General features: G+C 49.9%; 8 protein-coding genes. All 8 read left to right on the top strand.

What is annotated here, in order from left to right; all coding sequences use genetic code 11:
- The first annotated feature begins 166 nt into the window (after window positions 1-166).
- The 8 genes from AAFJ72_RS16310 to AAFJ72_RS16275 all read left to right on the top strand — a co-directional run bounded on the left by AAFJ72_RS16310 (window position 167) and on the right by AAFJ72_RS16275 (window position 13,545).
- Complete coding sequence (locus tag AAFJ72_RS16310; RefSeq protein WP_432774752.1) at window positions 167-1,894, top strand: LytS/YhcK type 5TM receptor domain-containing protein; 1,728 nt, start codon at window positions 167-169, stop codon at window positions 1,892-1,894.
- A complete protein-coding gene (locus AAFJ72_RS16305) occupies window positions 1,869-2,651 on the top strand; it encodes a LytR/AlgR family response regulator transcription factor (protein ID WP_432774751.1) in 783 nt (260 codons plus the stop codon). Before AAFJ72_RS16310 ends, AAFJ72_RS16305 begins: the two co-directional genes overlap by 26 nt.
- A 309-nt stretch (window positions 2,652-2,960) precedes the next feature.
- Window positions 2,961-5,051 carry a carbon starvation CstA family protein gene (locus AAFJ72_RS16300; RefSeq protein WP_122906463.1) on the top strand — a complete coding sequence of 697 codons (2,091 nt, stop codon included), beginning with the start codon at window positions 2,961-2,963 and terminating at the stop codon, window positions 5,049-5,051.
- Window positions 5,048-5,260, top strand: a complete 213-nt coding sequence (locus AAFJ72_RS16295; RefSeq protein ID WP_122906464.1) for a CstA-like transporter-associated (seleno)protein — start codon at window positions 5,048-5,050, stop codon at window positions 5,258-5,260. The genes AAFJ72_RS16300 and AAFJ72_RS16295 overlap by 4 nt, the downstream gene beginning before the upstream one ends.
- A gap of 167 nt (window positions 5,261-5,427) precedes the next feature.
- A complete protein-coding gene (locus AAFJ72_RS16290; RefSeq protein WP_432774749.1) occupies window positions 5,428-6,246 on the top strand; it encodes an inositol monophosphatase family protein in 819 nt (272 codons plus the stop codon).
- A gap of 178 nt (window positions 6,247-6,424) precedes the next feature.
- A complete protein-coding gene (locus AAFJ72_RS16285) occupies window positions 6,425-7,495 on the top strand; it encodes a glycoside hydrolase family 15 protein (RefSeq protein ID WP_432774748.1) in 1,071 nt (356 codons plus the stop codon).
- Window positions 7,496-8,109: 614 nt separating this feature from the next.
- Window positions 8,110-9,282: an RCC1 domain-containing protein gene (locus AAFJ72_RS16280; RefSeq protein WP_432774747.1), complete on the top strand. Its 1,173-nt coding sequence runs from the start codon at window positions 8,110-8,112 to the stop codon at window positions 9,280-9,282.
- A 183-nt stretch (window positions 9,283-9,465) separates the two neighbouring features.
- The gene (locus tag AAFJ72_RS16275; RefSeq protein WP_432774745.1) at window positions 9,466-13,545 is read left to right on the top strand and encodes a hypothetical protein; all 4,080 of its coding nucleotides are present in this window, start codon (window positions 9,466-9,468) and stop codon (window positions 13,543-13,545) included.
- Window positions 13,546-13,572 lie beyond the last annotated feature (27 nt).

Raw genomic sequence — 13,572 nt, 5'->3', positions numbered from 1 at the left:
GCCAAAAGACTGCCTTTTTGAGCGTTCATGCTCCCGGCAGCCCCTGAGACATATTCTGCCTACTCTGACAATTCGCTTGACCACTTCTTTGCCTGCTATGGATAATGAAGCAAAGGGCCGCCGATCTTCAAGCTGGCCAAAAAACGTGTGCGAAGAAGGTGAGCCAATGAACATGTCCCTGATGATCCCGCTCGCGGAGCGGACGGCTGTTTTGATCGTAGCCGCCTTGCTGTTTACGCGGGTGCGGGCTTTCCGCAGCATCCTGAACCAGCGGGCGACCTGGCGGGAAAAGGCCGTCATGGTGCTTATTTTTTCTGCGATCTCGATTCTCGGGACGTACAACGGCATCTGGTACCAGGACGCCATCGCCAATTCCCGCGTCATCGGCACGGTAGTAGCCGGATTGCTCGCAGGCCCCTGGGTCGGGCTGATGACGGGCCTTGTCGCAGGGATTCACCGCTATTCGCTGGGCGGCTTTACCGACCTGGCCTGCACGATCTCCACGATCAGCGAAGGGGTCATGGCCGGGCTGATTTACCAGTTTCGCCGCAACCGCAATCAGGAGATCGGCTGGACGACCGCGCTGGTCGTAGGCTTTTTGGCGGAATGGATGCAGATGGGCATTATTTTACTCGTAGCCCGGCCTTACGAGGAGGCGCTGGCACTCGTGCAATCGATCAGCTTCCCGATGTCTGTCGTCAACTCGCTTGGCATCGCCATCCTGATTATCATTATTGACCTGGTGAAAAAAGAAGAGGACCGGATCGGCGCGCTCCAGGCGCAGCGGACCATGCAGGTCGCAGACAAGACGCTGTCCTATTTGCGTGAAGGCTTGAACTATGAATCGGCGAAAAAGGTAGCGGAGGAAATTTTGCGCACGACACGGGTCGCTGCTGTCGCGATTACCGATACGCGCTGCGTGCTTGCCCACGTCGGCGCGGGCTCGTCGCATCACGTGGTAGGAGAAGGCATTTCCACGAAGGCGACCAGGGAAGTGCTGGAGAGCAAAAAGCTGATGATCGCCCGGACAAAAGAGGAGATCGGCTGCATGGAGGCAAACTGCCCCTTGCGCTATGCGATTATCGTGCCGCTGATGCGCAGGCGGGAGGTCGCAGGCGTGCTCAAGCTGTATCAGGATCGGTCGCGCATGCTCTCGGCAGTCGATTTGGAGCTGGTGCGTGGCCTGGGCAATCTGATTTCTACCCAACTGGAGCTGGCCGAGTTGGAAAAGCAGTCACGGCTGCTTGCCGACGCGGAAATCAAAGCGTTGCACGCGCAGATCAACCCGCATTTTTTGTTCAATGCGCTCAATACGATTGTGTCTTTCATCCGCTTTCGGCCAGAGCAGGCGCGTGAGCTCTTGATTCACCTTGGCGAGTATTTTCGCCGCAACCTGCACGATTCCGGCGGCTATGTCAGCCTGGCTGGCGAGTTGGAGCACATCGAGGCGTATTTGGCGATTGAACGGGCCCGTTTTGGCGAAAAGCTGCATGTGGAATACGACATTGAGCCTGGCGTGGAGCGGTACACGGTGCCCGGTCTGATTCTGCAGCCGCTCGTGGAAAACGCGGTCAAGCACGGACTGCTCCCCAAGCGCGAAGGGGGCACGGTCAAGATTCGCGCGAGAAGAGTCGAGCACGATACGCTTGAGCTGACCGTGGCAGACGACGGGGTCGGGATGGACACAGACCCGTTTTTGCCCGCCCAGACGCAAAAAAGCGATCGGCGGCGTCTGTCCGGAATCGGCTTGTCCAACGTGAAAAACAGGCTCGCTTCGATTTACGGCGAGCCGTATGGAATCGTCATCGAGAGCAGCGCGGGGATTGGGACGACGTGTACGATACAATTGCCAATAGGAGTGAGTAGTAGTGCTAAAAGTGTTCATCGTGGATGATGAGGCACCGGCGCGGGAGGAATTGCGCTATTTGCTTGCGCAGTTTCCCGATGTGTCGGTAATCGGGGAAGCGGAAAGCGGAGAAGAAGCCATTGAAGCCGTCATGCAGCTGGAACCGGATGCGGTCTTCCTGGACATCCACTTGCAGGATCGGGATGGCGTCGACGTAGGCCAGGAGCTTCTGGAGTCGATGGTGCAGCCGCCTGTCATCATTTTCGCGAGCGCCTATGAAATCCATGCGGTTCGCGCCTTTGAAACAGAAGCGGTCGATTACATCGTCAAGCCGTTTAGCGAGACGCGGCTGGAAAAGACGATGAATCGTGTCCGCAAGCTGCTGCACGCGCAAAAAGCGCGGACCGAGCCAGCGCGCTTTTCCGAGGAACAGTTGCAAAGCCTGCTGCAAACGGTCCTGGCCGATCAGCAGCCGCGACGTGTTCCCGTGGAAAAAAACGGGAAAATCATGCTGATCGACCCGAACGAAATCGTCTTCGCCACCTTGGAAGGGCGGTACGCGAGCATTTACACCGACTGCGAACAGTACGCCACCAGCTTTACGCTGCAGGAGCTGGAGAGCCGCCTGTCGCGCCAGCAGTTTTTCCGGACGCACCGGGCGTTTATCGTCAATTTGGCGAAAACGGCTGAGCTGGTTCCGTGGTTCAAAGGCTCCATTCATCTTGTGATGCAGGACAGCCGCAAGACAGAGGTGCCCGTCAGCCGCAACGTGGTGAAGGAACTGAAAAAGCGGCTGGGCTTTTAGCCGGGGCGGATTTTTTTCGTTCGCGCTGCGCATGCGTTTTCCCGGCCCCGGCCGGAAGCCTTTTGCCGATGCCAAAAAACCCGTCTTTCGCACAGAGAGTTTGTGCTGGTTGACGGGCTTTTTGCTTTGCAGGGCGGTGACAGCATTGTATGCGATCTCACTCAAACGGTTATGTTGCATCTCGTGCTTGTTTTTGTACCGTTCAGCCATTTTTTGTTTTGGCCATGCCCTCCTTCGTGATACCTTGTGGTAAGGTAAATTGCCTGAATTTTTAATTTTTAAATGGAAGCGGAAAAGGAGGCGAATTGAATGAAAAAATGGCTTCTCTCCCTCCTGATTTGGGGCGGGATTGCCGCTTTGGGCGCGGTTGGCTTTGGCATCATCGCGCTCAATCGAGGAGAGTCGGTCAACTCGTTCTGGTTGCTGACTGCGGCATTTTGCACTTATGCTGTTGCTTACCGTTTTTACAGCCGTTTTATTGCCAGAAAAATTATGGGGCTGGATGACAATCGGGCCACACCTGCAGAAGTAAACAACGATGGAAAAGACTTTGTGCCGACGAACAAATGGATTTTGTTCGGGCATCACTTCGCCGCGATTGCCGGAGCGGGGCCGCTGGTAGGCCCGACCTTGGCGGCCCAGATGGGGTATTTGCCGGGAACGATCTGGATTATCGTCGGGGTCGTGCTCGGTGGAGCGGTGCAGGACTTCGTCATTTTGTTCGGCTCGATGCGCCGCAACGGGAAGTCACTGGGACAGATCGCCAAGGAAGAGATCGGGCCGGTTGGCGGCGTGCTCGCCCTGGTCGGAATCATTGCGATTATGGTCATTTTGATTGCGGTTTTGGCGATGGTCGTTGTCAACGCTCTCGCGGAGTCTCCGTGGGCCACCTTTACGATTTTCATGACGCTGCCGATTGCTGTGTTGATGGGGCTGTACATGCGCTACATTCGTCCGGGACGGGTCATGGAAGGCTCGTTGATCGGGCTGGCGCTCCTGTTCTTCTCCCTCTGGCTGGGCCAGCTTGTCGCGGCTTCGCCAACGTGGGGCCCTGCATTTACGTTTAGCAAAGTACAGCTTGCGTGGATGATTATCATTTACGGCTTTATCGCTTCGGTTTTGCCTGTCTGGCTGCTGTTGGCGCCGCGCGATTACCTCAGCTCGTTTTTGAAGGTCGGAACGATTGGCGTGCTGGCCGTGGGAATCGTGCTGACGCTGCCGCCGCTGCACATGCCGGCCCTGACCAAGTTCATTGATGGGACGGGTCCTGTGTTTGCGGGCAACTTGTTCCCGTTCTTGTTCATTACGATTGCCTGCGGGGCGGTATCCGGCTTCCACGCGCTCGTCTCGTCCGGCACGACACCGAAGATGATTGCAAAAGAATCGCATGCGCCGCTGATCGGCTACGGCGGGATGCTGATGGAGTCCGGCGTGGCGATCATGGCGATGATTGCGGCATGTGTCCTCACGCCAGGCGTTTACTTTGCGATCAACTCTCCTGCCGCCGCCATTGGGGTGGACGCTGCGGCGGCCGCCGCGACGATCAACAGCTGGGGCTTTACGGTCACGCCTGACCAGTTGACCACGCTCGCGAATGACATTCAGGAAAAGACCATTCTCTCCCGAACAGGCGGGGCTCCGTCGCTGGCAATCGGGATGGCGACGATTTTCTCCGGCATTTTGGGCGGAAAAGCGCTGATGGCGTTCTGGTACCACTTCGCGATTTTGTTTGAAGCCGTATTCATTTTGACCACGATTGATGCAGGAACCCGCGTAGGGCGCTTCATGGTGCAAGACATGCTCGGCAACGTGATCCCGAAAATGAAGCAGGTCAACTGGCTGCCGGGGAACCTGATCGGCTCGGCGATCATTACGCTCGGCTGGGGCTACTTCCTATTGCAAGGGGTCATGGACCCGCTCGGCGGCATTTACACCTTGTGGCCGCTGTTCGGTATCGCCAACCAGATGCTTGCCGCGATTGCTTTCACTGTCGGTACGACCTTGATTTTCAAAATGGGCAAGGCTGCCTATTCGTGGGTCACGCTCGTTCCGATGGCTTGGCTGACGACGGCAACGCTTACCGCAGGCTGGCAAAAGCTGTTCCATGCTGATCCGAAAATCGGCTTCCTCGCCCATGCGGACGCTTTCCAAAAGGCACTGGATGCCGGCACGCTGCCAAACGGGGTAAAAACGGTGGAGGCCGCGCAAAAAATGATCCTGAACGACCAGATTGACGCAGCAGTATGCGCGATCTTCATGGTCATCACCATCGGGATCATCCTCGACGGGGCGCGGGTGTGGATCAACATCCTGCGCGGTAGACAGTACCCGCTGCACGAGTCGCCGTACATCCAGTCCAAGGGGCCTGTCATCGACGAAAAAGGACACCATGTCGCATGAAACGAAAGCTAAGAGAGATGCGCAAGGCGCTGCGACGTGTCAGCTCAGCGATCAAAACGGTTTTCGGCATGCCCGACTACGACCGCTACCTGCAACACTGGTACGAAAAGCATGGGGCCCCAGGCATTTTCCCGATGACCGAGCGCGAGTATTACATGTACGCCTTGCGCGAACGGTTTGAAAAAGGCGGAGTGACGCGCTGCTGCTAGTTCGTTTCCCAAAAGAGGGTGCCACGACTGTCATTGGCTGACGGGCGGGCACCCTTTTTCACGGGTGGAACAAAAATTCAGGCCACCCCGCATGCTTTGCCTGTGGTGTAACCGCAGGTAAAGTATGGTACACTAAAAAGAAAGTCAAGTTTTAGGTGGCGATATGCGTGCAAGCATCAACTCTGGCGGCGCTAAAAGAGCTGGCTCTGCAATGCGCCCGTTCAGCGGGTGAGCTGAGTCTGAAACGAATGAGAGAACCTTTTACCGTCGAATATAAGACGTCTGCCTCCGATCTTGTTACGGCTGTAGATAAAGAAGTGGAGAAGCATGTCGTCGGTATGATTTTGCAGCGGTTTCCCGATCACGGGATTTTGGGGGAAGAGAGGACCTTTGCGGAAGACCCAGCCAAGTACGAGACGCTGTGGGTCATTGACCCGATCGATGGTACGACCAACTTTGTGCATCAGCAGATCAATTTTTCCGTTTCGATTGCCGTTTACCATAAGGGAGAGGGCCTCGTCGGAGCAGTCTACGATCCTTCGCGCGATGAGCTTTTTTACGCGGTAAAAGGCGAGGGAGCGTATCTGAATGACCGTCCGCTGCGCCTGGACCGCACAGTCAGCCTGGAAGAAGCGCTGTTGTGCACGAGTGTGTTTTGGAACAAGCGTGCCGAGCAGATGGGCATTGATCTGATCGTGAAAAAGCTCGCCGGAAAAGTGCGCGGAATGCGCCTTCTTGGCAGTGCCGCGCTGGAGATGGCGTACGTTGCGGCCGGAAGACTGGATGGCTACGTGAGCCTTTCGCTCAATGCGTGGGATTTCGGGGCCGGACGAATCATTGTGGAAGAAGCGGGCGGTCGGGTGACGACCATGACGGGCACCCCGCTGCCTTACGACCAAAAAAGCAGCGTAATGGCCTGCAACCCGACTTTTTATGAGGAACTGCAGCATTACCTGAAATCCGAAAATATGGATGTACCATCGTAAAACGAAGAGACACCCAATCAAAACCTGCTGGACATGGGCATCCGGCAGGTTTTCCTTTTTGGCAGGGCAAAATGGCGCGGGATGGCCGCCAGGTGCATATGCTATAACAGCATAGCCAGGCGACGAAGCGCAACGGCGCCTGACACGAAGTCGGCTTGTCCCAAAAGGAGGGATAAACATGACGCTGATCGGGGAAAGTGTCCAGTTGATCTTGCAGCACCAGGCGAGCACCGGAGCGTATATGGCTTCGCCCGGTTTTGCGAACTATCAATATGCGTGGCTGCGGGACGGAACGTTTACAGCATACGCGATGAATCGGACAGGCGAGCATGAGAGCGCCCGCAAGTTTTACCGCTGGTGCGATTTTGTGATTCGAAAGCATGAGGCAAAGGCAAGAGCGGCCATTGCAGCAGCGAAGACAGGCGATGCGGACAAGAACCACTTCTTGCATACGCGCTTTACCGCAGAGGGCGAAGAAGTGGCAGGCGAATGGGGCAGCTTTCAGCTCGATGGCTACGGGACATGGCTGTGGGGGCTGGCGGAGCACGTGCGGATGAGCGGGGAGCATGATTTGATCCAGCAATTGAAGCCTTCGATTGAGCTGACGATTGATTACGTCGCAGCGTGCTGGCAGCTCCCCAACTTTGATTGCTGGGAAGAGGGCGGAGATCGAATCCACCCGGTAACGCTGGGCGCGATTTACGGCGGGATCAAAGCGATGGAGCCGTTCTTGCCTGAGCGCGCTTTCGAGCTGGCCCGGCTGGCCGAGACGATCCGCCAGTTCATCCGGGAGCATGGCACAGCGGACGGGCGGTTTATCAAATCAGTCGGCGACCAGGCAGTGGATGCCAGTTTGCTCTGGCTGGCTTTGCCGTACGGGGTGGTCGCGGTGGATGATCCGCTCATGCAAAAGACGGTGCAAGCAATCGAGACGGAGCTGCGTGCGGGATATGGCGTGCATCGCTACGCTGCCGATACGTATTACGGCGGGGGACAGTGGCTGCTGTTAACCGCCTGGTTGGGCTGGTACTACGTGCGTACAGGCAGGTGGGAGGAAGCAGAAAAAATGCTCGGGTGGATCGCTTCCCAGCACCAGCCGGGCGGCTTTCCGGAGCAGGTGCAGGAGCATTTGCTGTCACCCGGACATTACGAGTCGTGGGTCAAAAGAGAAGGTAATCCAGCCGTGCCGCTGCTTTGGTCGCATGCGATGTTTCTGGTTTTGGCGAAAGAGCTTGGTGTGCAGCTGTAGCCAGGAAGCGGGCTTTCTGTTTATTAACTAGGATCAAGTATAAACTTGCAAGAGCAAAAAGAAGAATGAATTAGATTCTGATCCGGATGAGAGGATTTTTTCACTTTATGACCTACGAATCAAAGGAAGGGCGAAGCAGCATGGGCATCTATGGGATGATTTGTCATGACCATCATCTCGTCTGCGAGTAGTAAAATGGTATGCAACTCCCGCCGACTTGCTTAGATTGGACGTAATATCAATCGGTCAATGGAAGGATCTTGATATGCGTGAGTTTGGAGACTGGCGGAATAAACATTGTCTGTTTTGATCGCCTCTGTCGGCAGCTTGCCGGAGAGGACAGTAGCTAGATGAGTGGCGTCCAAAGTAAAGAAGAAAGAGGGATGGGAAGAATCACCCATCCTTTTTTTGATTTATTGTAATAAAAACGCACACATATAGAAAATATTGAGAAATGATTCTATAATATGGTATAGTGATTTGTGTAAAAATAACCATGTAAAAATGTGTAAGGTGGTGTGTCGCTAAAGTATAGGCATATTGTCTTTGGATCTATAATTTTGAATTATATCATCATTCTCGTTTTTTATTTTTAAGTGATTGGAGTCCTATTGATGAAAAAACTAACTTCGCAAATTTTTTCAGGAATTTTAGCAGTTGGGCTTGCCTTAAATGCATTTGCAACGAACGTAGCGCATGCAGAATATAATGAAGAAATCGCGATGAATATGGCGAAAATTTCTGCGGGCGCCATTCATAATCTGGTTATTGATGCTGATGGAGACGTTTGGTCTTGGGGGAGTACAAGTAACGGAATTTTAGGAATTGGAGACACAGGAAGAGACAAATATAGGCTTCCTACCAAAATTGAGGATTTATCCAACGTCATCGCGGTAAGTGCGTCTGATACAAGTTCTCTAGCTCTTAAAGAGGATGGAACTGTTTGGGCGTGGGGAACAAAACTTGGAGATGGGCGTCGTTATTCAGAGAGTGATGTACCTGTGCAGGTCCCCGGTCTAGAAAATGTCGTTTCGATTTCAACAGGCTATTCTCACAATATGGTTTTAAAGGAAGATGGGACTGTTTGGGCTTGGGGGTACAATCCAAAGGGCAACATTGGTAACGGGAGCAAGGTGGATGTGTACGCACCTGTACAAGTAAGCAAATTGAATGATGTCAAAGCAATTGCGACTGGAAGCGAACATTCACTTGCACTAAAAAATGATGGGACAGTTTGGGCATGGGGTGGAAATAAAAGTGGCCAGTTAGGTAATGGATACAATCAAGACAAAACTACGCCAGTTCGTGTGGTAGGTCTGGAAGATGTTGTCGCAATTGCGGCTGGTGAATTTCATTCTGTAGCTCTGAAAAGTGATGGCACGGTATGGATTTGGGGTTCTAATGCGTATGGAGAACTTGGAAACGGCACAGAGGGCGAATCTGGTAATACAAATAAGCCTGTTCAAGTTCCAAACCTCGATCATGTAGACGCTATTGCTACGACCCAAGGTTTTTGGACCACCGTACTGAAAGATGATGGAACTGTATGGGGCTGGGGAAGAAATTATGGAGACCTCATCTTCGGTGATACAAGAGGTATCATTGCATCTCCTCATCAAATTCCGGAAATCAATGACGTTATTGCTCTGAGCAGTGGCACTAAGCACTCCATTGTATTAAAAAACGATGGGACAATTTGGGCGTGGGGAAACAACTGGGGCAATAAACTCCTTGGCAACGAGGATATCGAGCATCAGTCCGGCCCAGTTGAAGTGTTTTTTGAATAGGCAAACTAAAAAAGCCCCAAAAGGAGAGAAGTTTGGAAGAGTTTTGCAGCATTCTAGCAGTGCTTGTTAGATAGGCAAAGTAGAAGCCCTACCCAAAAAATGGGTAGGGCTTCATTACTCTTGAGAAATTACAAAAACTATCATAATTGCTATAATCAGAGATTTTGTGGAGGGATACATGACGTGAACAGTATAATACTTCGGTTTTTTATTGTACTAGCTTTCATCCTACAATTATTTAATATCCAAGAAATTGCTTCAGCAAACACTGTGTCTGATAAAACATCCGTTACCTTGAATCAAGGAGAGAGCTACATTTTTTATAATGATGGAACCACTCTCAAGCAAATCAGTACAGATGCGTCGACTGCCAATAATCGATTGTTTGACTATGCCACTTACAAAGAGGATGGGAACGGATACGGTCAAGGTATGAACTCGGCAGCAGATCCATACATACCGAGTGGCGGTGTCATGGTGGTAACCGTTGTTTCCAGCAATCCTGTCACATTTACTTATTCTGGTGATGTTATTGGAGACGTAACTTCTGAGCCTGCGCTGTATAAGCAAACACTATATAAGGGTGAGAGCTATACTTTTTCGCACAACAATGCAGTGAGTGCTTCTATACAAAATGACGCTTCTGCCTCAAAAAAATTTGATTATGCCACTTATAAGGAGGATGGTTCATTAGCTGGCAAGGGTGTTGCGGTCTCCTCTGAACCAAGCATCCCTGCCGGTGGCCAAATTACGGTAACAGTCGTAACAGATAGTCCGGTTACTTTCGGTGGATACAACCAGCTCTTTTTTGGATACATCTCAAATGATCCAGCTTTAATGCGCATAACGCTGAAAAAAGGTGAGAGCTATACTTTTACAAATATAGGAAAAAGGTACCGTTCTTTAATGAACGATGCTTCATTTAAGCAACAAAAGTTATTTGACTATGCAATATACGATCAAAAAGGATTTGGATATGGTCATCGAATGAACTCACAATGGGACCCGAACGTTCCGCCAGGAGGACGACTTGTAGCGACCGTTACAACAGATACGCCAGTCACGTTCATTTACCATATGGAATTTAACGCAGAACCAAGTGAAAATCCAGCTCTACTCAGACAAGTTGTAAGCAAGGATGAAACGTATTCTTTCACAAATTATGGGCCAAGAAGCTTCTCACTCAGGAATGATATTGCTACCTCAGGAAAGAAGTATGACTATGCCAACTATTATGCGGATGGAACCCTACGGAATAAGCGAGCAAATACATCTGCACAGCCATTCATTCCGGCTGGAGGAAGAATTGTAGTAACATCCATTTCAGATGAACCGATTACTTTTGGCGGATACTACGAGTTTTTATATGCAGATCCTTCTGACAATCCGGCACTAACGCGGAAAACATTGCAAAAAGGCGAGAGTTATTCGCTTGTTAACATTTCATCAACCAATAAACAGGTAATGACGGACGCTTCTACACGGGAGAAAAAATATATAGATTTTGCGACATACAATCAAGAAGGGAATGGACATGTTCAATTCATGAACTCTGTTGCAGACCCTTATGTCCCGCCAGGTGGCAGAATTGTCGTTACTGTAGTTTCGGATAATCCGGTTACATTGATCTACAATGAAAATGATTTTGAAGCGGCTACGTCGGAAAATCCAGCTTTGCTAATTAAAACGGTAGCAAAAGGACAGAGTTACACGTTCACAAGTAGAGGTCGTGTTAAAGAAGTATTGAAAAACAATGCTTCTTCGAAGAGAAAGTTTGATTACAACATTTATGATGCAAGTGGAGTATTGGAAAGCACAGGAATTAATCATATGGCAGAGACAGGGGTTCCCCCTGGTGGACGGATCGTCGTCTCCAACCCGTATGATGAGCCAATTACTTTCTTCGGCTATTATGATTTATTTGTCGGGGACGGAAATTCGGATGGAGTGACGAATGAAACAGAGGTTTTAAAAGGGGAAAGCTATGTTTTCATTAATGTGGGTACGAAGACTAAGCAATTAGTCAACGATGCAACCATGGACGAAAAAAATAAATATTTTGATTATGCCGTTTACAAGCGAGATGGATCAGGATTTGCTCAAGATTTAAACGCGTCATCGTCCATTCAAATTCCGGCAGGTGGGAAAGCAGTAGTTTCTGTGACATCAGACCATTCTGTCATCTTCCGTTACGATACTGAAATAAAAGCAGAACATAGCCAAAAGCCTGCATTGTTTAAAAAGTCCCTGGATAAAGGGAACTCGTACATCATTTCTAACATGGGAACAATTAGTGATGAATTTTTGCAGAACAGTGGTACTACTGCTAGAAAATATGAGTATGTAGCTTATAAGGCGGACGGAAGTATTGTAGGTCAGGATACTGTTATTGCAGAGAAATTGCTTGTACCTTCTCGCGGGAAAGTTCTGGTTACAACCGTGTCCGAACGACCGATAACCTTCTGGGGCTACTACGATCTCTTTGTCGGTGAAGATGGGACAGGGCCAAAATCGAAAGAAATCATTATCTACAATGGCGAAAGCTATGTATTTAAAAATCGGGCAAGTGCTACAAAAGAACTTCGCCATGATGGACAACACGAGAATAGTGGTAAGTATTTCGATTTTGCTGCTTACAACAGAGACGGATCTGGCTATAAGCAGGTGCTGAATACCCGTGAAGTACCGAGCATCCCAGGAGGAGGAAGGGTAGTGGTAACTGTACTATCACCAAGTCCTGTAACATTCCAATATGACAATGATATAGATGTAGAACCGAGCCGTAATCCCGCTTTGCTCAAACAGTATGTCAATCCAGCAGCGAGCTACGCTTTCAAAAATATCGGGGCAACAAACGAGATGATGCAAAATAGCGTGGTCTATCCTGACAAATTTGACTACATCATTTATCAGGAAAATGGAACGATAGTGATACAAGGGTCCAGTTCAACAGCTAAACCTACGATACCTCCAAAAGGGAAGATGGTAGTTACAAACACATCCGGGAGCCCTCAATTGTTTTGGGGATACTATGATTTTTTCATGGCAGACGATCTGACAAATCCGCCGAGCAAAGGAAAGCAAGTGGTCAGACAAGGGGAAAGTTACGTATTTATTAACAAAGCAACAATTTCCAAAATCGTCACGAATAATGGTTCTAGCACATCAAATGACAAATTGTTTGATTATGCTGTTTACAAGCAAAATGGTGCGGGAGAAAGCTCCAACATCAACTCCACAGATACTCCACTCATACCGGTTGGAGGGCGCATGGTTGTAACAGTTGTTTCAGAAAGCCCTGTTACCTTTACTTACGACGAGGAAATTGAGGTCAGACCTTCGGCTACACCTGCATTAGTCAAGAAAACGCTTCGTAAGGACAAAAGCTATCTGTTTACAAATATCGGTAATTCGGATGAGAGGTTGCAAACAGATGCTTGGATGGGGAGAAATTACGATTACGTCTTGTACAAGACAGATGGCACTGTCGAAAAAAGGGAATCAAATACAGTTGAGAAGCCGTTAGTTTCGCCTGGGAAGCGAATAGCTGTTATTGGGACTTCAGATAGCATTATTAATTTTTGGGGTCATTATGAGCTATTCACTGTAAAAGAAAATGAGTTATTAGGTAAAAAGACTGTTTATCCATGGGAAAGCTATGTATTTATTAATAACGGAAACGCGCCAAAACAAATTCCGAATAACGCTTCATTGGCTGATGATCGCTTTTTTGATCTTGCCGTCTATAACAAAAATGGAACAGGCTATTTCCAAAAGATGCGAGCTACAGAGGCACCATACGTTCCGATTGGTGGACAAGCAGTCGTATCAGTCACCTCAAATAATCCTGTGACGTTTACCTATGATAATGACTTTATTGTTGAGGAAAGTAAGAATCCGGCTCTATTGCGTTCTACGATCAGTACCGGAAATAGCTATGCCTATTTGAATATCGGGACGGCAAGTGCTGCTATCAAAACGGATATTGCTGAAGGAAAGCGATTTGAATACACGGTTTATAAAGCAGATGGCAGTGTTTTGAAAAAAGGGATCGGAACAACAGAAGAGCCGCTTGTACCAGCGGGTGGCAAGTTAGTCGTTACGAATCTTGCTGAGACGGATGTAACATTTGGAGGTTTCTATAAGTTGTTTGCTGGAATGATTCCAGAGCCGGAAAATGAGACGACGATCTATCCGGCTATCAATAAAATATTTGGTCCGGATTTTGAGGAAAAAGTAAAAGCAGTTCAATCGAACAGGTAATAAAAATAGGGAAGAAGCCAGATAGGA

Origin of the sequence: Brevibacillus gelatini (genome assembly GCF_050920745.1) — a bacterium.
Taxonomy (GTDB): Bacteria; Bacillota; Bacilli; order Brevibacillales; family Brevibacillaceae; genus Brevibacillus; species Brevibacillus gelatini.
The sequence above is the reverse complement of the archived record's forward strand: the minus strand, read 5'-3'. Positions and strand labels throughout refer to the sequence as shown.